The following is a 24571-nucleotide window of genomic DNA, read 5'->3' on the forward strand; positions in this document are numbered from 1 at the left end:
GCCTGGAACCGTCCACCCACCCCGGAGTCGCAGACCCGCTCCAGCTGAGCGTCTCGTCCGGTTCGGGTGCGTGCTGGAGCCGGCCGCGGTCGTACGGTGAGCCGGTGAGCCTGTTCGATACCGCGGACCTGTTCGGCGAGGACGCCGCACCGCCGGCGGGGGACGTGCACAGCGCCGAGGTCGCCGGCCTGGCCCCACTCGCGGCGCGGCTGCGGCCACGGCATCTGGACGAGGTTGTCGGCCAGCGCCACCTGCTCGGCGCGGGCAGCCCCCTGCGCCGGCTGGTCGAGGGTGGCGGGACGACCTCGGTGATCCTCTGGGGGCCGCCCGGAACGGGGAAGACCACTCTGGCCCACATCGTCTCCCGCGCCACCGGCCGGCGGTTCCGGGAGTTGTCCGCGGTGACGGCAGGGGTGAAGGACGTTCGCGCCGTCATCGACGAGGCCCGTGCCGCCCGCTCGACCGCCGGCGCGCGGACCGTGCTGTTCATCGACGAGGTCCACCGCTTCACCCGCACCCAGCAGGACGCCCTGCTTCCTTCGGTGGAGCTCGGCTGGGTCACCCTGGTCGCGGCCACCACCGAGAACCCGTTCTTCTCCGTCGTCAGCCCGTTGCTGTCCCGATCACTGCTGCTCACCCTCGAACCGCTCACCGACGACGACATCCGCGGCGTGCTCGACCGGGCCCTGCGCGACCCGCGCGGGTACGCCGGCCGGTTGGCACTGACCGACGAGGCCCGTGCGCACGTGGTCCGCTTCGCTGGCGGGGACGCCCGCCGCGCGTTGACCGTCCTGGAAGCAGGTGCCGAGGCCCTCCTCGCCGACCTCACGGCGACCGGGGAGGCGGACGGGAGCGGGCATGGTCGGGCGGTGGCGCGGCTCGACGTGGACGTGCTCGAGCAGGCCGTCAACCGAGCGGCCGTGCGCTACGACCGGTCCGGTGACCAGCACTACGACGTGATCAGCGCGTTCATCAAGTCGATGCGCGGCGGCGACGCCGACGCCGCGCTGCACTACCTTGCCCGGATGCTGGAGGCCGGCGAGGACCCTCGGTTCATCGCCCGTCGCATGATCATTCTGGCCAGTGAGGACGTGGGCATGGCCGATCCCGGGGCGCTGGGCGTCGCGGTCGCCGCCGGGCAGGCGCTCGACCTGGTCGGGCTGCCGGAGGCGCGGCTGGCGCTCGCCCAGGCGGTCATCCACCTCGCCCTGGCGCCGAAGTCGAACGCGGTGATCCGGGCGATCGAGGCCGCCACCGCCGATGTGCGTGCCGGCCGGGCCGGCCCAGTGCCGGCGCACCTGCGCGACGCCCACTATCAGGGGGCCACCCGGGCCGGCAGCGGGGTCGGGTACCGCTACCCGCATGACGCCCCAGGTGGCGTCGTCCGTCAGCAGTACCCGCCCGACGGGCTGACCGGCACGGACTACTACCTGCCCGGCGGCAACGGCTTCGAGCGCCGGGCCACCGAACGCCTGCGCGAGCTGCGAGCCGTCGTCCGTGGCACGCCCAGCACCGGGCCCGAGACCGGGGCCCACGGCGAGTCCGACATGACACCTGGCACGGCGCCGCCGGGACCGGTCGGCTGAGCGCCGGCCTCGCAACCACCGTTGTGCCGCCCGAGATACGTCCTGGCCAGGGGGCTGTGCCCCAGGCCGGGCGACGGGGGTTACCCGTGGCCCCTGCGGCTGCCTCGGTAAGGTCACACGAGGGCGTCACCGAGGTGGCGCCCGCGGCGTCCACGGTCACCGCGGTTGCGGTCGGCGGGTTTCGCGGCCACCGGCGGTGGTGTCCCGCGCAGGTCGCGAGCCCTCGGGGACCGAGGGTCTCGTGGCGGATCGCGGCGTGGCACGGCGTGCCGGATCGGGTGGGGTGGGACCGGCCCAATCGACGATGGAGGCAGGAGCACATATGTCCGGTGGAGCGGTCGCGGGCCTGATCGCGTCGGGCGCGTTCGCAGTGCTCGCCCTCTTCGGCTGTTTCGTCCTGCTCAAACTCGGCAAGATCTTCGACGAGGCGGCGGCGCGCGTGCGCCAGACCGGTGCCGCCATCGACGAGGGAACCGCCCGGGTCAGGCAGGCCGGAGCGACGGTCGACGAGGTCAACGTGGCACTCGCCCATGTGAACAAGGAGCTGGACCGGGTCGACGCGATCACGGCGAACGTGCAGTCGATCACGACGAATGTCTCCTCGCTGACGTCGCTGTTCGCCGCGACGCTCGGCGGTCCGATGGTGCGGGTGGCCGCCCTCAGCTATGGCGTGCGCCAGGCCGCGGCCAAGCGCACCCGGTCCGAGGTCGAGTCGCGAGTGAAGTCGCAGATCAAGGCGGACAAGGCGGGTAAGGCGGGTAAGGCGCCCCGGCGCACGGGCGCCGACGATGCCGGCCTGCCCTCGGTCGCCGGGGCGACCGAGGGTCGCCGGGGAGGCCACTAGATGTCCAGGATCTTCTATCTGGCCTTTGGTGCCGCGGCCGGCGTCGTCGTGGTGCGTCGGGCGGCGAAGGCCGCGGCGGCGCTTACTCCGACGAGCCTGGCCGGATCTCTCGTACAGTCGGTACAGGAGTTCCTCGCGGACGTGCGTGAGGCGGCGGCGGAGCGGGAGGAGGAGATCCGTGTTGCTCTCGGCCTCGACCGCGACCCGGACGATGATCCTTCCGAGCCCGCCGGCGCCGCTGGGCCGGGTGCGGCCGGTGCGGCCGGCTATCCGGACAACCTCGACGACGCCGAGCGCACCATGCGGTTGGTTCCGGGTGCCCGCCGGCCCTGACGGCGCGGCGGCCGCACGGGCGGTGGCAGCAGCAGCGCCGCCCACCCCAGGATGACGCCCCTCCTCCCATGAGTCTGGACGATGTGAACCCGATGGACACGGCCGAGATCCGCAGCCGCTTTCTCAACCATTTCGCCCAGCGTGGGCACACCGTCGTTCCGAGCGCCTCGCTGGTTGCTCAGGACCCGACGCTGCTGCTGGTCAACGCCGGGATGGTGCCGTTCAAGCCCTACTTCCTCGGGGATCTGGCGACGCCGTGGCCGCGGGCCACCAGCGTGCAGAAGTGCGTGCGCACCGTCGACATCGAAAACGTCGGCCGCACCGCCCGGCACGCGTCGTTCTTCCAGATGTGCGGCAACTTCTCCTTCGGAGACTATTTCAAGGCCGAGGCGATCCCGTTCGCCTTCGAGCTGCTCGTCGACGGGTTCGGGTTCAAGCCGGACGACCTGTGGGCCACGGTCTACCTCGACGACGACGAGGCCGAGCGGATCTGGCTGGACCTGCTGCCCGCCGAGCGCATCCAGCGCCGCGACAAGGAGGACAACTTCTGGTCGATGGGCGTGCCCGGTCCGTGCGGGCCGTGCAGCGAGATCTACTTCGACCGGGGCTCGGCGTACGGGCGCGAGGGCGGCCCGATAGCCGACGAGGAGCGTTACCTCGAGGTGTGGAACCTCGTGTTCATGCAGTTCGAGCGGGGCGAGGGCGCCGGGTACGACTACCCGATCCTGCGCGAGCTGCCCGCCCGCAACATCGACACGGGCATGGGCCTGGAGCGGATGGCGACGATCCTGCAGGGCGTCGACAACCTCTATGAGATCGACATCTCCCGCCCGGTGCTCGACGCCGCCGGCCGGCTCACCGGCCGCCGCTACGGCGCCGACCCGGCCGATGACGTGCGGCTTCGCGTCGTGGCCGACCACACCCGCACCGCGGCGATGCTCATCGCCGACGGCGTCGTGCCCTCCAATGAGGGCCGCGGCTACGTGTTGCGCCGCCTGCTGCGCCGCGCGGTGCGCGATGCCCGGCTGCTCGGCGCCCGCGAGCCGGTCATGGCCGAGCTGTTCGGCGTCGTCGGCGTCGCGATGGGCCCGATCTACCCGGAGCTCGTCGACAACGCCGAGACGATCACCGGGGTGGCCGTCGCGGAGGAGGCGTCGTTCGCCGAGACGCTGCGCACCGGCACCACGATCTTTGACACCGCGGTGCGGCAGGTCCGCTCGGCCGGTTCGGCGACCCTCGGCGGCGACGAGGCGTTCAAGCTGCACGACACCTACGGCTTCCCGATCGACCTGACGCTGGAGATGGCCGCCGAGGCGGGCCTGTCGGTCGACGAGGCCGGGTTCCGCCGGCTGATGGAGCGCCAGCGCCAGACCGCGAAGGCGGACCGGGCCTCGCGGCGCATCGGCAACGTCGACCTGTCCGCGTTCCGCCCGATCCTGGCCCGCTCCGGCCCGACGACGTTCACCGGCTACGAGGAGCTGACCCGGGAGTCCGGTGTCGTCGGTCTCGTCGGTATCGCCGACGGCGCCGGCCTCGAGGTCATCGGGGAGGGCGACGAGGTCGGAGTCGTCCTCGACACGACCCCCTTCTACGCGGAGAGCGGTGGCCAGGAGCCCGATTTCGGCCTGTTGCGCTTCGATGGCGGCGTGGTCGAGGTCCTCGACGTGCAGCGGCCCGTGCCGGAGCTGGTCCTGCACCGGGTGCGGGTGCGCTCCGGGGAGCTGCGCCTGGGCGACCGGGTGCAGGCCGAGGTCGACGAGGGTCGCCGCCGGGCGGTCTCCCGTTCACACACCGCCACCCATCTCGTGCATGCCGCGTTCCGCCGGGCGCTGGGGGAGGGGGCGACCCAGGCCGGGTCGCTGAACTCCCCGGGCCGGCTGCGCTTCGACTTCCACGCCCTCGGCGCCGTCGCGCCGTCGGTCCTCGCCGACGTCGAGGACGAGATCAACGAGGTCGCCCTGCGGGACCTGCCGGTCCGCGCGTTCGTCACGACGCAGGAGGAGGCCCGCCGGCTCGGCGCGATGGCGCTGTTCGGGGAGAAGTACGGCGACGCCGTGCGCGTCGTCGACGTCGGCGACTACGCCCGCGAGCTGTGCGGTGGTACGCACGTCGCCAGCTCCGCCCAGCTCGGCGCGGTCAAGCTGCTGTCGGAGTCGTCGATCTCCGCCGGGACCCGCCGGGTGGAGGGGCTCGTCGGCATCGACGCGTTCCGCTACCTCGCCCGGGAGCACCTGTTGGTCTCCCAGTTGTCCACCGCGCTCAAGGCCCGCCCTGACGAGCTGGCCGACCGCGTCACCGACATCGTCGGCCGGCTGCGCGACGCCGAGCGGGAGCTGGACCGGCTGCGGGCCGCCGCGGTGCTCGCCGGCGCCGGGGCGCTCGCCGACGGCGCCGAGGACGTCGGCGGCGTCGCCGTCGTCACCGCGGAGGTGCCCGCCGGCACCGCGCCCGACGGCGTGCGGCTGCTGGCGATGGACGTGCGCGGGCGCCTCGCCGGGCGGCCGGCGGTCGTCGCCGTGGTCACCGCGGACGGCTCGTCGATCGTCGTGGTGACCGACCCCGGCGCTCGGTCGGCGGGGCTGCGCGCCGGCGAGCTGGTCCGCAGTTCCTGGGCGAGCCTGGGCGGCAAGGGCGGCGGCAAGCCCGACATCGCCCAGGGCGGCGGCGGGAACCCCGAGATGGTCCCGGCCGTCTTCGCGAAGCTGCGTGGGCTGGTGGCCGACCTCGCTGCCCGGTGAACGGCCGGCGGACCCGGTGAGCGGTCCGGTGGGTGGCCCGGTGGGTGGTTCCGGGCAGGAGCCGGACGTCCGGCCGGGGGTGCGCATCGGAGTCGATGTCGGCTCCGTGCGGGTCGGGGTCGCGGCCAGCGACCCCGGCGGCGTCCTCGCGGTGCCCGTCACGACCCTCGCCAGGGACAAGCGCCATAATGCGGACATCGAGCAGCTTGTCCAGATCGCCCGTGACAGGCAGGCTGTAGAGGTCGTGGTGGGCCTGCCCAGGCAAATGTCCGGGCAGGAGGGCCAGGCGGTCCGGGTGGTCCGGCGGTACGTCGAGGTACTCGCCGAGCGGATCGCCCCTGTCCCCGTGCGGTTCGTGGACGAGCGGCTCACCACGGTTGCGGCTCATCGCAGAATGGCCGAGCGTGGCGTTCGTTCCCGCGCCCGCCGCAGTCTCGTGGATCAGGAGGCAGCCGTGCAGATCCTGCAGCACGACCTGGACAGCCGCCGTCGGCGTGGCGACGTGCCCGGCGTGCCCGGGTCCACGGAGGCCTTTCCCCAGGACTCGAGGTGACGGGCGGCAACCTCGACGAGATGCTCGACGAGGATCCCTATCGTCGTGGCCGCCGCTCCTCCGGACACGCCGACCGCCGAGCCGCCGACCGCCGTCAGGCCGATCAGGGCCCCGACGGCCGGTATCCCGACGGATATCCCGAGGACGGATATCCCGAGGACGGATATGCCGCCGACGACTACGCCGACGACCCGCACGCCCGCGACCCCGGGGTCGACTCCCGCGGTGACCGGCGCGGCGGCGACCGTCGGCGGGCCCGCCGCGGCGCTGGCGGCCACGAGCCGCAGGACGACGCCGAGGACTGGGGCGGCGGCTGGGACGACGACGGCGACGAGGAGCGCCGCAGCCGGGCGCTGCCGAAGCTGATCGCCGTCCTCCTTGTCGTCGCCGTCCTGGTCGGCGTCGGCATCTTCGGGATCGGCAAGGTCATCGGCCGGGTCTCCGGCGGCGGTTCCACCAGCGCCGACTACACCGGCATGGGCGAGGGCATCGCCGTGGTCCAGGTCCCCGACGGCGCCACCGCCCGCCAGATTGGCGTGGAGCTGCAGGACGCGGACGTGACCGCGTCCGTCTCGGCGTTCGTCAAGGCCGCGTCCGCCAACCCCAAGTCGCTGGGCATCCAGCCGGGCACCTACCGGCTGCGCAGCCGGATGAGCGCCGAGGCGGCCCTCGCCGCATTGCTCGATCCGGCGTCCTCCGCGCCGTTCAAGTTCGTCATCAAGGAGGGCATGACCGTCCGCCAGGTGCTCAAGGGCCTGCACGAGCGGCTCGGCACGCCGTTGAGCGAGCTGGAGGCGATCGCCCGTTCTCCTGCCCAGCTTGGCGTGCCGTCCTATGCGCCGACCCTGGAGGGCTACCTTTTCCCGTCGACCTACGACCTGGACCCCGGGTCCACCCCGGTCCAGCTGTTGACCTCCTTCGTCACCCGCTTCAAGAAGGAAGCGGCGTCGATCGGCCTGGAGACCAAGGCCGCCGCGATCGGGGTCAAGCCGGCCGAGATCGTGACCATCGCCTCGATCGTCGAGAAGGAGGTCGCGAACGCCAGCGAGGGGCCGCAGGTCGCCCAGGTGATCTACAACCGGCTGCACGACACCACCGGGCGCTTCCGCCGCCTCGACATGGACTCCACCACCCGCTACGCCGACGACGAGTACGAAGGTCCGCTGACAAAGGACCAGCTCAACAAGGCCAACCCGTACAACACGCGGGCGGTGGCCGGTCTGCCGCCGGGTGCGATCTCCAACCCGGGGATCTGGGCGCTGAAATCCGCTCTGGAACCTGCCGACGGGTCATGGTTGTATTTCGTGTCCATGCCCCAGAGCAAGGTGACACGCTTCGCCGCGACCGACGAGGAGTGGGCGGCACTGCGGGCGCAGTACCTCGCCGAGGGCGGCAAGGAGTAGACGGCAGCCCCGGGCGGGCGGTGTGTACGACATGGCGACAGGTGTGGACGACGAGAGGCGGCGTCGGACCGGCACGGCGGCCGGTAGGCGATCCGGCGCGTTCGGCCGTACCTGGACGCCCCTGGACCAGGCGGGAGGCCACGTGGTGCGGGAGACCCAACTGGGCGGCGTGGGTGCGCGGCCGGAGCCGCAGCGGCCAGCGACCGTCGCCGCCGCGGCGACGGTCGCGCACCCGGCCCGCGCCGCGGTGCTCGGCGCTCCGGTGGACCATTCGCTCTCCCCCGTGCTGCACGCGGCCGCATACGCGGAGCTCGGCCTCGCCGTCACCTACACGGCCATCCACTGCGACGCGCCCGACCTGCCGGCGACGCTGGACCGGGTCCGGTCCGACCCGAGCTGGGTCGGCCTGTCCCTGACCATGCCGCTCAAGACGGTCGCCCTGGACCTGCTCGACGAGGTCGACCCGACGGCCGCGGCGATCGGGGCGGTCAACACCGTCGTCGTCGGCGAGGCCGGGCGGCTGCACGGCTACAACACCGACATGGTGGGCATCGGCGTCGCCCTGCGCCGGGTCATGCGCGGTGCGGTACCCGGCCAGCCGCTCATCCTCGGCGCCGGCGGCACCGCCCGGGCCGCCGTCGCCGCCGTCGCCGCCGCCGGCTGCCCGCACGTCGCCGTGGTCGCCCGCCGTCCCGAGGCGGTCGCGGAGGTGGCCCGGATCGGCGCCCGTCTCGGCATCGAAGTGACGGCGCTGCCCTGGGAACTGCTTGCCACCGGTCTGCCCCCCGGGCCCGACCTCGTCATCGCCACCACCCCGGCCGGCGCGACCGATCCTCTCGCGACCCGCCGCTGGCCGGGGTCCAGCCAGCTCGTCGAGCTGCTCTACCACCCGTGGCCGACCGCGCTCGCCGCCGCCGCCTACCGGGCCGGCGCTCGTGTCGTCAGTGGCCTGGAGATCCTCGCCGCGCAGGCCGTCGGGCAGGTCGAGCATTTCACCGGCCGTCGTGTTCCCGCCGGGGTCCTCCTGGCCGCCGGCCAGGCCGCCCTCGATGAACGCACGAGTGCGCATGTCGCCGTCGGCTCCGATACCAACCGTGTCGGCCTGACCGGCGGGTGATGTTCGGAAGACAGGCCTAGCGGTGGGCGAGATCGGGCTCAGTGTGCTGATCGCGCTGGTGGCGCTCGTGATCGGGGTGCCGGTCGGGCACCGGGTCGTGGCCGGGGTGCCCCCGCCCGACGGCGGCGAGCCGCGCCGCGCCGCCCCCGGGGCGGCGGCCCTGGGGATCGGGACGGCGGTGGTGGTGGCCGCGGTGACCATCATCCTGCACCGCCATCCTGGCTGGTTACCGGCTTATTTATACCTCAGTGTGGTTGGAGTGTGGCTGGCTGCGATCGACGTGCGGGTGCACCGGCTGCCCGACCATCTGGTGCTGCCGGCCTACCCGGTGCTGGTCGCGTTGTTCGGGGCTGCCGCGCTGGTCGACGACGCGCCGGTCCGCCTGCTGCGGGCTGTGCTCGCCGGCACCGCCTGCTGGTTGGTCTTCCTGGCGCTGCACCGGCTGCCGGGCTCCGGCCTCGGCCGGGGTGACGTCAAGCTCGTCGGTCTGCTCGGCGGGGCGCTGGGCTGGCTGAGCTGGCCGAGTGTGGTGTTCGGGATGTTCGCCGGAATGGTCCTCGGCGGGGTGGGGGCGCTCGTGTTGCTCGCCGCCCGCCGTGTCGGCTGGCACGACCACCTCGCATATGGGCCGTTCCTGCTGGCCGGAGCCCTGCTCGCCGTCCTGGCCGGGGGCGGGTGATCGGCGGCGACGGACGTGACCATGCTCCCGGTGCGAGGTGCAACATCGGGTGCTCGTGAAAGACTAGATGGCATGGTGCGTTGGTTGACTGCCGGGGAGTCGCACGGTCCCGCCCTGGTGGCCACGGTCGAGGGGCTGCCGGCGGGTATTCGCGTGACCAGTGACGACATCGCCGCGGAGCTCGCCCGCCGGCGTCTCGGGCACGGTCGCGGGGCACGGATGAGCTTCGAGCGCGACGCGGTCGAGCTGCTCGGCGGCCTGCGCCACGGCGTCTCGCTGGGCGGTCCGATCAGTGTCGTCATCCGCAACAGCGAGTGGCCGAAGTGGGAACGGGTCATGTCGCCCGACCCGGTCGACCCGGCCGTGCTCGCGGGCCTGGGTCGCAACGCCCCGCTCACCCGCCCCCGGCCCGGCCACGCCGATCTCGCCGGCATGCAGAAGTACGGCTTTGACGACGCCCGCCCGGTGCTGGAGCGGGCCAGTGCCCGTGAGACGGCCGCGCGAGTCGCGCTCGGCACCGCGGCCAAGGCGCTGCTGCGCCAGGCATACGGCATCGAGATCCTCTCCCACGTCGTCGCGATCGGCGCGGCCGAGGTCCCGCCGGGCCTGCCCGCGCCCACCTCGCTCGCGGCGGTCGACGCCGACCCGGTTCGCTGCGCCGACCAGGCGACCAGCGTGCGGATGGTCGCCGAGATCGACGCGGCCCAGGCCGACTCCGACACCCTCGGGGGCATCGTCGAGGTGCTGGCCTACGGCTGCCCGCCGGGTCTCGGCAGCTACGTGCACGGCGACCGCCGCCTTGACGCGCGCCTCGCCGGGGAGCTCATGGGCATCCAGGCGATCAAGGGCGTTGAGTTCGGCGACGGGTTCACCACCGCGCGGCGGCGTGGCTCGGTGGCGCACGATGAGATCGAGCCGGTCGGCGGCGCGGGCCGGCGCGTGCGGCGCGCCACCGACCGGGCCGGCGGCATCGAGGGCGGCATGACCACCGGCGAGCCCCTGCGGGTCCGCGTGGCGATGAAGCCGATCTCCTCACTCACCCGGCCGCTGTCCACCGTGGACGTGGCCACCGGCGAGGCCGCGGTCGCGATCAACCAGCGGTCGGACGTGTGCGCGGTGCCTGCCGCGGGCGTCGTCACCGAGGCGATGGTCGCGCTCGTGCTCGCCGACGCGGCCCTGGAGAAGTTCGGCGGCGACTCCGTGGAGGAGACCCGGCGCAACTGCGAGGGGTACCTGAAGTCCCTGGTGATTCGCTGATGCGAGAACTGCAGACGAGGTAACAGGATCATGGTTGGGGAGGCGGCGCCGGCGGCGCCGGCCGGGCCGCGTGCGGTCCTGGTCGGCGCGCCCGGCGCGGGCAAGACGACGGTGGGAACCCGGCTCGCGCAGCGGTGGGGTGTCGAGTTCCGCGACACCGACGCGGACGTGGAGACGGAGCTCGGCCGCAGCGTCGCAGACATCTTCATCGAGTTCGGCGAGGAGTACTTCCGGGCCGCGGAGTCGCGGGCGGTGGCCGCCGCGCTCGCCGAGCACCGCGGGATCCTCGCCCTGGGCGGCGGGGCGGTGCTCGACGCCGCCACCAGGGCGCTGCTCGTCGGTCACCGGGTCGTCTACCTGGAGGTCGGAGTGTCCGACGCGGTGCGCCGCGTCGGCCTCGCGCGCGATCGGCCGCTGCTCGTCGAGGGGCCGCGCGCCCGGCTCGCCGCCCTGCTCAAGGCCCGCCAGCCGCTGTACGCGCAGGTGGCGGCGGTCGTCGTCGACACCGCCGGCCGCGAGGCGGAAGAGGTCGCCGATCTGGTCGCCGCCGCCCTGGCGGAGCTACCCGCGCTGCCGGCGTCGTCGGCCGTCACGAATTCGGCGCAGTGAGGATTCCACGGTGAGTGTGCAGGTGAAGGTGTCCGACGTCGTGCGGATCCCGGTCCACCCCGGCGGCGAGCGGGCCTACGACGTGGTGCTCGGTGAGGGGCTGCTCGGCGATCTCGCGGAGACGGTCGCCGGGCGGACCCGCGCCGCGGTGATTCATCCGGCGGCGCTGCGGGCCACCGCGGACGCCGTCGTCGCGGACCTGCGGGCGGGCGCGGGGGTCGAGGCGCACGCGATCGAGGTGCCCGACGGCGAAGAGGCCAAGCAGCTGCGGATCGCCGGCTTCTGCTGGGACGTCCTCGGCCGGATCGGCTTCACCCGCGACGACGTGATCATCGGTCTCGGTGGCGGCACCGTGACCGACCTGGCCGGGTTCGTCGCCGCGAGCTGGCTGCGCGGAGTGGACGTCGTGCAGGTGCCGACCACCGTGCTCGGGATGGTCGACGCGGCCGTCGGCGGTAAGACCGGCATCGACATCGACGCGGGCAAGAACCTCGTCGGGGCGTTCCACCAGCCGTTGACGGTGCTGTGCGACCTGGCCGCGCTGTCCACGCTGCCGGCCGTGGAGGTGCGCGCCGGGCTCGCCGAGGTGGTCAAGACCGGGTTCATCGCCGACGCCGCCATCCTCGACCTGCTCGACGCCGACCCCACGGGCGCCGCGCACCTGCCCGAGCTGATCGAGCGGTCCATTCGCGTCAAGGCCGACGTCGTCTCCGGCGACCCCCGCGAGGCCGGCCGCCGGGAGATCCTCAACTACGGCCACACCCTCGGCCACGCGATCGAGAAGGTCGAGCACTTCAGCTGGCGGCACGGCGCGGCGATCTCGGTGGGCATGGTGTTCGCGGCGGAACTGTCCCGGCTCGTCGCCGGCCTCGACGACGCCGTCGCCGACCGGCATCGCGACCTGCTGACCCGCATCGGCCTGCCGGTGGCCTACCGCGGTGACCGATGGCCGGCGCTGCTCGACGCGATGCGCGTGGACAAGAAGTCCCGCGGTCGGCGGCTGCGCTTCGTCGGCCTCGCCGCCCAGGGCGAGACCGTCATCCTCGACAATCCGGATGTCGGCCTGCTGATCGCCGCGTTCGCGGCGGTCGCTCCCGACGGCCTGTCGCTGCCCGACGCACCCTGACCGCACCGCCGGCCCGCGGCCCGGGACGGCGCGGGCGCCGGGCTCGGTAGACTTGTCCGCGGCCTGGCTGATCGCCGCCGCACAGGGACCGGCACCGGTCCCGGGCGAGCGGTCAGGGCCGGCAGGGTCGCCGCGGCACGTGCGACCCGATGACTCTAGGCTTGCGCACGACGATGATCCGCCGTGCAGGCACGTAACCGAACGGAGAAGGCGCGCAGTGGCGACCAGCAACGACCTGAAGAACGGCATGACGCTCGACATCGACGGGGTGTTGTGGAACGTCGTCGGCTTCCAGCACGTCAAGCCGGGTAAGGGCGGGGCGTTCGTCCGCACGACCCTGAAGAACGTGCTCACCGGGAAGGTCGTCGACCGCACCTTCAACGCCGGCATCAAGGTCGAGGTCGCGACCGTGGACCGGCGCGAGATGACCTACCTCTACCGGGACGGCGCCGAGTTCGTCTTCATGGACAGCGAGTCCTACGACCAGATCCCGATCCCGCCGGACGTCGTCGGCACGACCGCCGACTACATGCTGGAGAACACCGTCGCCACCGTCGCGCTGCACGACGGCGCCCCGCTCTACGTGGAGCTGCCCGCCAGCGTCGAGCTCACCATCGCCCAGACCGACCCGGGTGTGCAGGGCGACCGCTCGACCGGCGGCACGAAGCCCGCGACCCTGGAAACGGGCGCGACGATCAACGTGCCGCTGTTCATCACAACCGGCGAGAAGGTCAAGGTCGACACCCGCGACGGCCGTTATCTTGGCCGGGTGACGAGCTGAGCGCCAGGTCCAAGGCCCGCAAGCGCGCGCTGGACATCCTGTTCGAGGCGGATGTCCGCGGCGTCGGCGTCCTGGAGATCCTCACCGCCCGGCGCGCCCAGGCCGACCCGCCCGTCTCGGAGTACGCCGAGGGGCTGGTCAGGGGCGTCGTCGAACATTGGCGGGAGATCAACGACTGGATCGGCCGGCACGCCGAGGGCTGGACGATGGAGCGCATGCCCCCGGTCGATCGCAACATCCTGCGGATCGCGGTGCTGGAGCTGCTGTGGCGGCCGGACGTGCCGCCGCGGGTCGTCATCGACGAGGCGGTGGAACTGGCGAAGAACCTCTCCACCGACCGGTCGCCGTCGTTCGTCAACGGCCTGCTCGGCAGTCTGGTCGACGTCGGGGCGGCGTCGGCGACGGCCGAACCGGCGGTCCCGGCTGTGGAGGAGGTCTCGGCGGCAGGTCGGCCGGCCCCGCCGGGTCCGGATGCGGGGCCGGGCCAGGAGTCCTGACTGACCGGGTCGCGGCTGGGCCGCGCTGCCTGCCGCGATCGGCGTGCCCGGTACGTCGCCCCAAGCGACGTACCGGGGTACCCCCGGCTGCCTTGTGTGCCACGCGCGTTCGGCCGGCCGAAGACCCCGAATGCCGACCCGCGATTACCTCGAGATGAAGCTGCTAGTGCCACGGACGAGACTGCTGATGGTGCTGCAACGCTGGACTTGCGGGTCTGGCGGATGGTGCTGGTGGATGCGCTGCCGGTGAAGCACCGGCGTCGCGGTCAGACTCGACTTCAGACGTCGGAGGCGGTTGCGTCCGCGCCCTGCTCGGGGGACAGCACGCCCCACGAGACGAGCTGCTCGGTGAGCTTGCTGGGAGAGGTGTCGTAGATCACCGCGAGGGAACGCAGGTCCTCGTAGCGGATGGAGAGAACCCGGCCGTTGTAGTCGCCGCGCTGGCTCTGGATGGTTGCCGCGTATCGCGCGAGCGGTCCGCCCTGCTCCTTGGGCACCTGGGAAAGGCGCTCGAGGTCGAGGACGATCCGCGGAGACTGCTCCAGCGGCGCGACGGTGGAACCCTCGGGAAGAAGCTCCCCGACCGGAACGCCGTAGAACTCCGCGAGCTCCGAGAGACGCTGTACGGTGACGGCGCGGTCCCCACGTTCGTAGGAACCGACGACGACGGCTTTCCACCGACCGTGCGACTTCTCTTCGACGCCATGAAGCGAGAGCCCCTGCTGGGTGCGTATCGCGCGCAGCCGAGCACCGAGCGCCTTCGCATAGTCGGACATCGGAGTGCCCACTCCTGTCGTGGTCGATCAGTTGGAACCGGGGCTCGTGCCTCCGGCGGTTACCGATAGTAGTGCCCACCGGGTTGAGGCTCGACACCCGGGGGGTCGTGTCGCTTCTTTCTTTGTACCACTTTCTGTAGCCCTTCGGTTGCGCCGTCTGCCTGCCCGGAGGGAACTTCCGCCGATCGTCGTACCGGCGCAGGCGCACGTGATCCCGGTGACGTGCAGTCACGGCTTCGCGATGATAGTTGGCACGGCAACAATGCGCACGGGTCCGCGAACCGGCGGGCGCGGACGGAGTCGGGCTGCCGCGCGGGTGCCGGCGGGCGGTCCCCGCGGGACCCTCACTCGTCCGGAGTGCCCTGGTAACGTCGCTGAGACCGCTCCTTTAAGGACCGTCCCGTGAGGCGGGGAAGGAGGGATGCCGCGTGGCCTCTGCCGCCGCGAGCGACCCCGCATCGCGCCGTCCCGGCATTGCCCGGACAGTACTGTCCGCCGACGACATCACTCGGATCGTCAGCCGGATGGCGCACCAGATCCTGGAAAAGACCTCCGGTGGTGCCAGTGTGGTGCTGCTCGGGGTACCCACCCGAGGGGTACCCCTCGCACATCGTCTGGCACAGCGAGTACATGCCGTGGAGGGAGTGGATCTTCCCGTCGGCTCGCTCGACCCCACGATGTATCGCGACGATCTGCGACTGCGCGGAGTTCGGCCACTGGAGGTGACCGAGATTCCCGACGGCGGCGTCGACGGCCGGGTGGTGATCCTCGTCGACGACGTCCTCTACTCGGGGCGCACGGTGCGCGCCGCGCTCGACGCGCTGGCCGCCTACGGCCGCCCCCGCACGGTCCAGTTGGCCGTCCTGGTCGATCGGGGTCACCGCGAGCTGCCAATCCGCGCCGACTACGTCGGGAAGAACATGCCGACCTCGCGCCGCGAGTCGGTGGCCGTCCGGCTGCGGGAGATCGACGGCGCCGACGGCGTGCTCATCGTGTCGCCCGAAGCCGGCCTGACCGGCGCCGCGGCGGATCCGGGAGAGCTGCCGTGAGCCGGCGAACAGACGCCGAGCAGGAGCGCGTACGGGCGGCGAAGGGAGTCGGGGCGTGAAGGGGCACCTGCTTTCGACCGAGGATCTCAGCCGGGACGACGCGCTGGTGGTGCTGGACACCGCGGAACGGATGGCGCGGGTTGCCGAGGCGTCGGTCCGCAAGCTGCCGACCCTGCGGGGCCGCACTGTGGTCAACCTTTTCTTCGAGGATTCCACCCGCACCCGCACGTCCTTCGAGGTAGCCGCCAAGAGACTGTCGGCAGATGTGATCAATTTTTCGGCGCGCGGGTCAAGCGTGTCGAAGGGCGAGAGCCTGAAGGACACCGCGCAGACCCTCGAGGCGATGGGCGCCGACGCGGTGGTCTGCCGGCATCCCGCCAGCGGCGCGCCGCACCGGCTGGCGACCTGGGTGCGCGGCAGCGTGGTCAACGCCGGCGACGGCACCCACGAGCATCCGACCCAGGCGCTGCTCGACGCCTTCACAATGCGCCGCCGGCTCGGTCGGGTCGACGGGCTCGCCGTCACCATCGTCGGCGACGTGCTGCACTCCCGCGTGGCGCGGTCCAACGTGTGGCTACTCACCACGCTCGGAGCCAGTGTGACGGTGGTGGCCCCGCCGACGCTGTTGCCTCTTGGTGTCTCCTCGTGGCCGGTCGAGGTGTCGTACGACCTCGATGCGGTGCTACCCAAGAGCGATGTGGTGATGATGCTGCGGGTCCAGCGCGAACGGATGTCGGCGGCGTTCTTCCCCACCGAGCGGGAGTACAGCCGCCGCTACGGGCTGGACGTCGACCGGGCGGCGACCCTGCCCGAGCACGCGCTGGTGATGCATCCGGGGCCGATGGTGCGCGGGATGGAGATTGCCTCTGCGGTCGCCGATTCAGCCAGGTCGACCGTGGTGGAGCAGGTCGCGAACGGGGTGAGCGTGCGGATGGCCGTGTTGTATCTGCTGCTGGGCGGTTCCGGGGAGGTCTCATGACGGCGAATGGTTCGCAACAGTCCTGGGTGCTGCGCCAGGTCCGCCCGCTCGGCGGGGACGCCGTCGACGTGCTGCTCGCAGACGGGGTCGTGGCGGCCTGGCGGCCCCCGGGCTCGACCAGCCCGGACTCCGAGGGCCTGCCCCCCGGGACGACCATCCTGGACGCCGCCGGCCTGATCATGCTCCCGGGCCTGGTCGACCTGCACACTCATCTGCGCGAGCCCGGCCGGGAGGATGCCGAGACGGTCGAGTCGGGCACCCGGGCCGCGGCGCTCGGCGGCTACACCACCGTGTTCGCGATGGCGAACACCAACCCGGTCGCCGACACCGCGGGCGTCGTGGAGCAGGTCTGGCGGCTCGGGCTCGACGCCGGCCACTGCGACGTGCGGCCGGTCGGCGCCGTCACGGTGGGGCTGGCGGGGGAGCGCCTCGCCGAACTCGGCGCGATGGCGACCTCGGCGGCTGAGGTGCGGGTGTTCTCCGACGACGGGCACTGCGTGTCCGACGCGCTGCTCATGCGTCGGGCACTGGAGTACGTCAAGGCGTTCGGCGGGGTGATCGCCCAGCACGCGGAGGAGCCCAGGCTGACCGCCGGCGCCCAGATGAACGAGGGGGTCATGGCCGCCCGGCTGGGCCTGCCCGGCTGGCCCGCGGTCGCCGAGGAGGCGATCATCGCCCGGGATGCGCTGCTGGCCGGGCACGTCGGGTCCCGGCTGCACGTCTGCCATGTCTCCACCGCGGGCTCGGTGGAGCTCATCCGCTGGGCAAAGGCGAAGGGCTGGCAGGTCACCGCCGAGGTCACCCCGCACCACCTGCTGCTCACCGATGATCTGATCAGCTCGTTCGACCCGGTCTACAAGGTCAACCCGCCGCTGCGCACCGCCGCCGACGTCGCCGCACTGCGTGCCGGCCTCGCCGATGGGACGATCGACTGCGTGGCGACCGACCACGCCCCGCACGCGCTGGAGGACAAGGAGACAGAGTGGGCCGCAGCCCGGCCCGGCATGCTGGGCCTGCAGACCGCGCTGTCGGTGGTGATGGAGACGATGGTCATCCCCGGGCACCTCGACTGGGCCGGCGTCGCGGACCGGATGGCCCTGGCTCCGGCCCGCATCGGTGGCCTGCCGCGACCGGCCGCCGAGGGGTGGAGTTCCATAGCGGTGGGTGCGCCCGCGACCGTGACGCTGCTCGACCCGTCACCGTGGCGGGTCGTCGAGGCGGACACTCTCGCCAGCCGCAGCCGCAACACCCCCTATGCGGGGCGGTCTCTGCCGGGAGCGATCCGCGCCACGTTCCTGCGAGGCCGACCCACCGTGCTCGACGGGAAGGTCGTATGACTGCCTCGCCATCCGCCGCCTCGCCGTTCGCCGCCGGACCGGTCGTCTTCGCCGCCGACCGGGGGCCGGACCGCCTGGGCCTGCATCTGCTGCTCGTGGTGGGCCTGCTGTTGCTGTTCGTCGCGGTGGTCGGGACGATGCTGCGGGCTCGGCGCAACAAGGCCGACCGGCAGGAGGAGGACCTTCCCGAGCTGCCCGGCCCACCGGCCGAGCCCGGCACGGTGCTCGCCGCCCCGCTGCGCGGGATGTATCTCGGGACCGTCGACGCCGGCCACTGGCTGGAACGGATCGCCGCGCACGGCCTGGGCGGCCGCGTCGGTGGCTACGTCAGCGTGTACGAGACCGGCGTGCGGGTGGACCGGGGCAGCGACGCGTTCTGGATCCCCCGGGACGCCGTCCGCGGCGCCCGCCTGGAGCGGGCCCACGCCGGCAAGGTCTCCGCGCCGGGACGCCTGGTCGTGATCGCCTGGTCGTACGGCGGGCACGAGCTGGAAACCGGCTTTCGCGGCGAGGACCGGGCGCGCCAGCCAAAGGTGGTCCGGGCCGTGCACGACCTCATCGGCCCGCCGCCGGCCCACCTGGCCTCCGGCGACGTCACCTCGCCGCATGCGGTGCCGCGGATGCGGCCCCGGCTGCGCCCGCGGGCCGCGGTCCCGGGGCCGGGCGGCGGCCCGCCGCTCCGGCCGAACTCCGGCCAGCCCACCGAGGAGATGCCGGCGATCCGCACGGCCCCCCGGCTGCGCCGCGGTGAGCGCGGCGCGGCCCGCGGGGACCGGCCCGGCGCCGCCGACCGGTCCGACTACCCGCAGCGCCGCCGCGACCCCCGTCATCCGGACGCCTACCAGCCGGACCCCCGCCGTGGCGGTCCGCGCCCGACCGACCCGCACCAGTCCGATCCCCACCCGGCGGACCCGCGCTCCGGCGACCGGGGCCGCCCCGAGCAGTCCGACACCGGCCGGTCACCGGTCGACCCGTTGACCTCGCCACTGGGTGAGGTCCGCAGGCTGAAGGAGGATCGGTGAGCACCCTCACCACGACACCCGGCTCCGCCGCCGGCGACCAGCCGGCCGACCGGGCGAACCCGACCCGCGCGGTGCTGATGCTGGAGGACGGGCGCAGCTTCGTCGGCGAGGCGTACGGCGCGATCGGCGAGACCTTCGGCGAGGCCGTGTTCTGCACCGGAATGACTGGTTACCAGGAGACGCTGAGCGACCCGTCGTTCCACGGCCAGATCGTCATCATGACCGCGCCGCACATCGGCAACACCGGCGTCAACGACGCCGACTACGAGTCCGACCGCATCCAGGTCGCCGGCTTCGTCGTGCGCGACCCGGCGCGGCGTCCGTCGAGCTGGCGGTCGCGCGGCAGCCTCGACGACGAGCTGGTCGCCGCCGGGGTGGTCGGCATCAGCGGCCTCGACACCCGGGCGCTGACTCGTCACCTGCGCGAACGCGGGGCGATGCGGTGCGGGATCAGCAGCGTGCTCGCCGGCGGGGCGCCGGCCGACGCCGAGGGGGAGCGCGCGGCGCTGGCCGCTCTGCTCGACCGGGTGCGCAGCTCGCCGGAGATGGCCGGCGCCGACCTGGCCCCGCTGGTCTCCACGCCGCAGCCCTACGTGGTGCCGGCCGCGAGCGGCACGGCACAGTTCAAGGTCGCCGCGCTGGACCTCGGCATCAAGCGGGCCACCCCCGCGGCCATGGCGGCGCTCGGGTGCGAGGTGCACGTGCTGCCAGCCAGGACCACCGGCGAGGAACTGCTCGCCCTCGAACCCGACGGGGTGTTCCTGTCCAACGGTCCCGGCGACCCGTCGACCGCCGACTACGCCGTCGAGGCCCTGCGCACCGTGCTGCGCGCCGACGTGCCGGTGTTCGGGATCTGCTTCGGTCACCAGCTGCTCGCCCGGGCCCTGGGATTCGAGACGTACAAGCTGACCTACGGCCATCGCGGGGTGAACCAACCCGTCGGCGACGTGGCCACCGGCCGCATCGCGGTCACCAGCCAGAACCACGGCTTCGCCGTGAACGCCCCGCTGACCGGCGTGACGGACACGCCGTTCGGTCGGGTCGTGGCCAGCCACATCGGCCTCAATGACGAGGTCGTCGAGGGATTGGAGTGCCTGGACGTGCCGGCCTTCAGCGTGCAGTTCCATCCGGAGGCCGCGCCGGGGCCCCACGACGCGGCCGGCCTGTTCGTGCGGTTCCGCGACCTGATGGCCGCCGCCCGCCAGGCCCGCGCGGCAGCCGCCGGAGGGGAGGTCTGATGCCTCGGCGCGAGGATCTCAGCAGCGTCCTGGTGATCGGCTCCGGGCCGATCGTCATCGGCCAGGCCTGCGAGTTCGACTACTCCGGCACCCAGGCGTGCCGGGTGCTGCGAGCGGAGGGCCTGCGGGTCATCCTGGTCAACAGCAACCCGGCCACGATCATGACGGATCCGGAGCTCGCCGACGCGACCTACGTCGAGCCGATCACTCCGGACATCGTCACCAAGATCATCGAGCGGGAGCGGCCCGACGCCATCCTCGCCACCATGGGCGGCCAGACGGCGCTGAACACCGCCGTCGCCCTGCACGACGCCGGTGTCCTGGACCGGTTCGGCGTCCGGCTGATCGGCGCGAACATCGACGCGATCCGCGCCGGCGAGGATCGGCAGGCGTTCAAGGACATCGTCGCCACGGTCGGCGGCGAGACAGCCCGCAGCGCCATCTGCCACACCGTCGAGGAGTGCCTGGCCGCGGGGGAGGAGTTCGCCTACCCCGTGGTCGTGCGGCCGAGCTTCACCCTCGGCGGCGCCGGCAGCGGCTTCGCCCACGACGCGAGCGAGCTCACCCGGATGGCCGCCGACGGTCTGACGGCAAGCCCGTCGACGGAGGTCCTGGTCGAGGAGTCCATCCTCGGCTGGAAGGAGTTCGAGTTGGAACTCATGCGCGACCGCGCCGACAACGTGGTCGTCGTCTGCTCCATCGAGAACGTCGACCCGATGGGCGTCCACACCGGCGACTCGATCACTGTCGCCCCGGCGATGACCCTGACCGACCGCGAGTACCAGGCGATGCGCGACATGTCGATCGCGGTCATGCGCGCCGTCGGGGTCGACGCCGGCGGATGCAACATCCAGTTCGCCGTCGACCCGGCGACGGGCCGCCAGGTCGTCATCGAGATGAACCCGCGGGTGTCGCGCTCGTCGGCGCTGGCGTCCAAGGCCACCGGCTTCCCCATCGCCAAGATCTCGGCGAAGCTCGCCCTCGGCTACACCCTCGACGAGATCCCCAACGACATCACCCGGACCACGCCGGCCGCCTTCGAGCCGACGCTGGACTACGTCGTGGTGAAGGTGCCGCGGTTCGCGTTCGAGAAGTTCCCCGGCGCCGACCCGACGCTGACGACGACGATGAAGTCGGTCGGCGAGGCGATGGGGGTGGGCCGCAGCTTCGCCGAGGCGCTGCAGAAGGCGCTGCGTTCGATGGAGTCGGCGGGCTCGATGTTCTCCTTCATCCCGCCGGCCGAGGACGCGGCCACCCTGCTGGAGTCGACCCGGGTGCCGCACGACGGCCGCCTGCGGGTGGTCCAGCAGGCGCTGCTCGCCGGCGCGGACCCGGCGGACGTCAACCGGGTGACCGGCATCGACCCCTGGTTCGTCGATCAGATCGTCTTCCTCAACGAGATCGCCGCCGACATCACCCGCACGTCGGCGGGCATCCGCCGGGCCAAGCGGGCCGGCTTCGCCGACACCCAGCTCGCAGAGCTGCTCGGTACGTCCGAGGACGTGGTCCGCGCGTTCCGCCACCGGGCCGGCATCCGGCCGGTGTTCAAGACCGTGGACACCTGCGCGGCCGAGTTCGCCTCCGAGACCCCGTACCACTACTCGGCCTACGACAGCGAGACCGAGGTGGCGCCGAGCAGTCGGCCGCGGGTGATCGTGCTTGGCAGCGGCCCCAACCGCATCGGCCAGGGCATCGAGTTCGACTACGCCTGTTGCCACGCGGTGATGGCGCTGTCCGAGGTCGGGTTCGAGACCGTCATGGTCAACTGCAACCCGGAGACGGTGTCCACCGACTACGACACCGCCGACCGGCTCTACGTCGAGCCGCTGACGGTCGAGGACGTCCTCGAGGTCGTCCACGCCGAGCAGCAGGCCGGCCCGCTGGCCGGGGTGATCGTCCAGCTCGGCGGCCAGACCCCGCTGGGCATCGCCGCGGCGCTGGCCGAGGCGGGCGTGCCGATCGTCGGGACCGCGCCGAAGGCGATTCACCTGGCCGAGGACCGCGGTCAGTTCGGCCAGGTGCTGGCCGCCGCCGGCCTGCCCTCCCCGCCGCACGGGGTGGCGACCTCCTTCGCCGAGGCCCGCACCGTTGCCGAGCGGATCGGCTACCCGGTGCTGGTGCGCCCCTCCTACGTACTCGGCGGGCGCGGGATGGAGATCGTCTACGACGACACCATGCTGCGCGACTACATCGAGCGGGCCACGGCGATCTCCCCGGAGCACCCCGTGCTCGTCGACCGGTTCCTCGACGACGCCGTCGAGATCGACGTCGACGCCCTGTTCGACGGCGAGACGCTCTACCTCGCCGGCGTGATGGAGCACATCGAGGAGGCCGGTGTGCACTCCGGCGACTCGGCCTGCGCCCTGCCGCCGATCACGCTCGGCCGCGCCGACCTGGAACGCATCCGTACGTCCACCGAGGCGATCGCCCGCGGCGTCGGCGTGCGGGGGTTGCTCAACGTCCAGTACGCCCTGCAGTCCGACGTCCTCTACGTCCTGGAAGCCAACCCGCGAGCCTCGCGCACCGTCCCGTTCGTCTCCAAGGCGACGGCGGTGCCGCTGGCCAAGGCGGCCGCCCGGGTGATGCTCGGCGCCTCCGTCGACGAGCTGCGCGCCGAGGGCCTGCTGCCGCGCACCGGTGACGGCGCCACCCTGCCACTGGACTCACACATCGCGGTCAAGGAGGCGGTGCTGCCCTTCGGCCGCTTCCGCGACGCGGTCGGGCGCGGGGTGGACACCGTCCTCGGCCCGGAGATGAAGTCCACCGGCGAGGTGATGGGCATCGACGACGGCTTCGGCACCGCCTACGCCAAGTCGCAGGCCGCCGCCTACAACGGGCTGCCCACCTACGGGCGGGTGTTCGTCTCCGTCGCCAACCGGGACAAGCGGGCGATGATCTTCCCGATCAAGCGGCTCGCGGACCTCGGTTTCGTCGTCTACGCCACCGAGGGGACCGCCCAGGTGCTGCGGCGCAACGGGGTCAAGGCGGTCGTGCTGGGCAAGCACCGGGCGCCGACCGAGGGTCTGCTCGACTGCGTCGAAATGATCACCTCGGGTCAGATCGATCTGGTCATCAACACCCCGTGGGGCGTCGGGCCGCGGCTCGACGGCTACGAGATCCGCACCGCCTGCGTCAGCGCCGGGGTCCCGTGCATCACCACCATCCAGGGCGCCGCCGCCTGCGTGCAGGGCATCGAGGCCCTGGTCCGCGGTGAGCTGGGCGTCCGACCACTGCAGGAGTACCACGCCGCCCTGCGCGAGGCATGGGGCGGCGGGGACGGTGCCGACGGCCCTGACCGCGCTGACCGCCCGGCCGGTGCGGCCCCGGATGCGCCCGTCTCCGAGCAGCCGGCCGCGTCCTTCGACGACCAGTCGGCGGGATCCTTCGACGAGTTGCCGACCGGGCGTTTCGATGAGCAGTCGGCCGTGTCCTTCGACGAGTTGCCGACCGGGCGTTTCGACGACCAGTCGGCCGTGTCCTTCGACGAGTTGCCGACCGGGCGTTTCGACGACCAGTCGGCCGTGTCCTTCCACGAGTTGCCGACCGGGCGTTTCGAGGAGCATCCGACCGGGTCCGCCGACGAGCGGTCCACGTCGTCCGATGGACCATCCGCGACGTCGGCCGCAGACCCCGCCGCGCCGCCCGCCGCAGACGCGGCCGGGCCCGGCGCAGCGACCGACCTCGGCCCCGCGCGGACCGCTCGGTGAGCGCCCCGTCCCGGTTCACCCCGCGAGCCGGGCAGGCGCCGCTGGCGGTCGCGCTCGACGCCCCGGACGGTGCGACCGCGCTGCGGTGGGCCGAGGCGGTCGCGCCGCACGCCGCCGTGCTCAAGATCGGGCTGGAGCTGTTCTACCGGGAGGGGCCGGCGGTCGTGGCGGCCCTGCGCGCGGCCGGTCTGCTCGCCGAACCCGCCGAGGGTGCTGCGGGCGGGGTGGGCGGCGCGCCCGAGCTTTTCCTTGATCTCAAGCTGCACGATATTCCGGCAACGGTCGCCGGTGGAATGCGGTCGGTTGCCACGTTGCAGCCTCGATTCGTCACCGTGCATGCGGCTGGGGGGCCGGCGATGATACGTGCGGCGGTGGCTGCAGCCCCTGCGGTGGAGGTAGCCGTTGTGACCGTCCTCACCTCGCTCGATGCCGCCGCGCTGGCCGCCGTCGGGCTTGCCGGGCCGCCGGAGGACGCCGTCCGCCGCCTCGCCGTGCTCGCCGTCGAGGCCGGGGCGCGCACCCTTGTGTGCAGCCCACAGGAGGTCCGAATGGTCCGTTCGGAGCTCGGTGACAACGTGACTCTCATCACGCCCGGGGTGCGTCCGGAGGGGTCCGAGGTGGCCGATCAGGCCCGGATCGCGACCCCGCGGGAGGCGTTGAAAGCGGGTGCTGACCTGGTCGTGGTGGGTCGTCCCATCACCCGAGCCACCGATCTGGGCATGGCAGCAAAAACGGTCGCAGACAGTATTTCCGCAGGTCAGAGGCCTGCGGGCCGCTGACGGCCGTGGTCAGGGCGGGGTGTGTTCGTCCTGGTGCGGTACGAAGCGGTACGGTGGGGCCGTCGTAGACCGAAAGGGTGCGGCACGAGCGGGCCACCCCTTTCGTCCCGTCAAAGCCTTCTCTTGTGCGAACAATATGTCCGCATCAGAGTGTTGTGGCC

Annotated in this window: 21 protein-coding genes; 20 read left to right on the top strand and 1 reads right to left on the bottom strand. The window is 72.6% G+C overall.

Translation table 11 applies throughout. From position 1 onward, the window contains the following. Positions 1–164: 164 nt before the first annotated feature. From NBZ85_RS03885 to nusB, 13 genes are all read left to right on the top strand, one after another. Entirely contained in the window at positions 165–1586 is a 1422-nt protein-coding gene (locus tag NBZ85_RS03885; RefSeq protein ID WP_261554329.1) for a replication-associated recombination protein A, read from the top strand. A 322-nt stretch (positions 1587–1908) separates the two neighbouring features. Continuing rightward, entirely contained in the window at positions 1909–2430 is a 522-nt protein-coding gene (locus tag NBZ85_RS03890; protein WP_261554306.1) for a DUF948 domain-containing protein, read from the top strand. Next, positions 2431–2763 (top strand): hypothetical protein, encoded by a 333-nt coding sequence (locus NBZ85_RS03895; RefSeq protein WP_261554307.1) that lies wholly within the window; start codon positions 2431–2433, stop codon positions 2761–2763. Between the two features lie 92 nt (positions 2764–2855). Continuing rightward, positions 2856–5501: an alanine--tRNA ligase gene (gene alaS / locus NBZ85_RS03900; RefSeq protein WP_261554330.1), complete on the top strand. Its 2646-nt coding sequence runs from the start codon at positions 2856–2858 to the stop codon at positions 5499–5501. Between the two features lie 16 nt (positions 5502–5517). Continuing rightward, positions 5518–6054 (top strand): Holliday junction resolvase RuvX, encoded by a 537-nt coding sequence (gene ruvX / locus NBZ85_RS03905; RefSeq protein ID WP_261561522.1) that lies wholly within the window; start codon positions 5518–5520, stop codon positions 6052–6054. Beyond that, positions 6051–7457: an endolytic transglycosylase MltG gene (gene mltG, locus NBZ85_RS03910; protein ID WP_261554309.1), complete on the top strand. Its 1407-nt coding sequence runs from the start codon at positions 6051–6053 to the stop codon at positions 7455–7457. The genes ruvX and mltG overlap by 4 nt, the downstream gene beginning before the upstream one ends. 142 nt (positions 7458–7599) lie before the next feature. Beyond that, on the top strand, positions 7600–8574 hold the full coding sequence (locus NBZ85_RS03915) for a shikimate dehydrogenase (protein ID WP_261561523.1): 975 nt from the start codon (positions 7600–7602) through the stop codon (positions 8572–8574). A 22-nt stretch (positions 8575–8596) separates the two neighbouring features. Further along, positions 8597–9253, top strand: a complete 657-nt coding sequence (locus NBZ85_RS03920) for a prepilin peptidase (RefSeq protein WP_261554311.1) — start codon at positions 8597–8599, stop codon at positions 9251–9253. A gap of 72 nt (positions 9254–9325) precedes the next feature. After that, positions 9326–10510, top strand: coding sequence for a chorismate synthase (gene aroC, locus NBZ85_RS03925; protein WP_261554312.1), 1185 nt, complete (start codon positions 9326–9328; stop codon positions 10508–10510). A 30-nt stretch (positions 10511–10540) separates the two neighbouring features. After that, positions 10541–11119 (top strand): shikimate kinase, encoded by a 579-nt coding sequence (locus NBZ85_RS03930; RefSeq protein WP_261554313.1) that lies wholly within the window; start codon positions 10541–10543, stop codon positions 11117–11119. 10 nt (positions 11120–11129) lie between these two features. Beyond that, positions 11130–12245, top strand: a complete 1116-nt coding sequence (gene aroB, locus NBZ85_RS03935) for a 3-dehydroquinate synthase (RefSeq protein ID WP_261554314.1) — start codon at positions 11130–11132, stop codon at positions 12243–12245. Positions 12246–12462: 217 nt separating this feature from the next. Next, entirely contained in the window at positions 12463–13026 is a 564-nt protein-coding gene (gene efp, locus NBZ85_RS03940) for an elongation factor P (protein WP_136447523.1), read from the top strand. A 38-nt stretch (positions 13027–13064) separates the two neighbouring features. After that, a complete protein-coding gene (gene nusB, locus NBZ85_RS03945) occupies positions 13065–13523 on the top strand; it encodes a transcription antitermination factor NusB (protein ID WP_498041228.1) in 459 nt (152 codons plus the stop codon). Between the two features lie 278 nt (positions 13524–13801). Here nusB and bldD read toward each other — a convergent pair whose 3' ends face one another. Continuing rightward, complete coding sequence (bldD, locus tag NBZ85_RS03950) at positions 13802–14299, bottom strand: transcriptional regulator BldD (RefSeq protein WP_009742788.1); 498 nt, start codon at positions 14297–14299, stop codon at positions 13802–13804. Positions 14300–14727: 428 nt separating this feature from the next. Between bldD and pyrR the strand changes: the two genes are divergently transcribed. The 7 genes from pyrR to pyrF are packed head-to-tail and all read left to right on the top strand — an operon-like array spanning position 14728 to position 24410. After that, complete coding sequence (gene pyrR / locus NBZ85_RS03955; protein WP_308204942.1) at positions 14728–15348, top strand: bifunctional pyr operon transcriptional regulator/uracil phosphoribosyltransferase PyrR; 621 nt, start codon at positions 14728–14730, stop codon at positions 15346–15348. A 55-nt stretch (positions 15349–15403) separates the two neighbouring features. Continuing rightward, on the top strand, positions 15404–16327 hold the full coding sequence (locus NBZ85_RS03960; RefSeq protein ID WP_136447526.1) for an aspartate carbamoyltransferase catalytic subunit: 924 nt from the start codon (positions 15404–15406) through the stop codon (positions 16325–16327). Next, entirely contained in the window at positions 16324–17664 is a 1341-nt protein-coding gene (locus NBZ85_RS03965; protein ID WP_261554315.1) for a dihydroorotase, read from the top strand. The genes NBZ85_RS03960 and NBZ85_RS03965 overlap by 4 nt, the downstream gene beginning before the upstream one ends. Beyond that, positions 17661–18686 (top strand): PH-like domain-containing protein, encoded by a 1026-nt coding sequence (locus tag NBZ85_RS03970; protein ID WP_261554316.1) that lies wholly within the window; start codon positions 17661–17663, stop codon positions 18684–18686. Before NBZ85_RS03965 ends, NBZ85_RS03970 begins: the two co-directional genes overlap by 4 nt. After that, positions 18683–19924: a glutamine-hydrolyzing carbamoyl-phosphate synthase small subunit gene (carA, locus tag NBZ85_RS03975; protein ID WP_261554317.1), complete on the top strand. Its 1242-nt coding sequence runs from the start codon at positions 18683–18685 to the stop codon at positions 19922–19924. The genes NBZ85_RS03970 and carA overlap by 4 nt, the downstream gene beginning before the upstream one ends. Beyond that, a complete protein-coding gene (gene carB / locus NBZ85_RS03980; protein WP_261554318.1) occupies positions 19924–23631 on the top strand; it encodes a carbamoyl-phosphate synthase large subunit in 3708 nt (1235 codons plus the stop codon). Before carA ends, carB begins: the two co-directional genes overlap by 1 nt. Then, the gene (gene pyrF / locus NBZ85_RS03985; RefSeq protein WP_261561524.1) at positions 23628–24410 is read left to right on the top strand and encodes an orotidine-5'-phosphate decarboxylase; all 783 of its coding nucleotides are present in this window, start codon (positions 23628–23630) and stop codon (positions 24408–24410) included. The genes carB and pyrF overlap by 4 nt, the downstream gene beginning before the upstream one ends. Positions 24411–24571 lie beyond the last annotated feature (161 nt).

The sequence above is a fragment of the Frankia tisae genome, assembly GCF_025403405.1.
GTDB classification, from domain to species: domain Bacteria; phylum Actinomycetota; class Actinomycetes; order Frankiales; family Frankiaceae; genus Frankia; species Frankia tisai.

What these genes read in the sequence shown, in the direction of transcription:
- NBZ85_RS03890 (WP_261554306.1), top strand. Translation starts at nt 1,909, where the DNA reads ATGTCCGGTGGAGCGGTCGCGGGCCTGATCGCGTCGGGCGCGTTCGCA.
- NBZ85_RS03895 (WP_261554307.1), top strand. Translation starts at nt 2,431, where the DNA reads ATGTCCAGGATCTTCTATCTGGCCTTTGGTGCCGCGGCCGGCGTCGTC.
- alaS (WP_261554330.1), top strand. Translation starts at nt 2,856, where the DNA reads ATGGACACGGCCGAGATCCGCAGCCGCTTTCTCAACCATTTCGCCCAG.
- aroC (WP_261554312.1), top strand. Translation starts at nt 9,326, where the DNA reads ATGGTGCGTTGGTTGACTGCCGGGGAGTCGCACGGTCCCGCCCTGGTG.
- NBZ85_RS03930 (WP_261554313.1), top strand. Translation starts at nt 10,541, where the DNA reads ATGGTTGGGGAGGCGGCGCCGGCGGCGCCGGCCGGGCCGCGTGCGGTC.
- bldD (WP_009742788.1), bottom strand. Translation starts at nt 14,299, where the DNA reads ATGTCCGACTATGCGAAGGCGCTCGGTGCTCGGCTGCGCGCGATACGC.
- NBZ85_RS03965 (WP_261554315.1), top strand. Translation starts at nt 16,324, where the DNA reads ATGACGGCGAATGGTTCGCAACAGTCCTGGGTGCTGCGCCAGGTCCGC.
- NBZ85_RS03970 (WP_261554316.1), top strand. Translation starts at nt 17,661, where the DNA reads ATGACTGCCTCGCCATCCGCCGCCTCGCCGTTCGCCGCCGGACCGGTC.
- carB (WP_261554318.1), top strand. Translation starts at nt 19,924, where the DNA reads ATGCCTCGGCGCGAGGATCTCAGCAGCGTCCTGGTGATCGGCTCCGGG.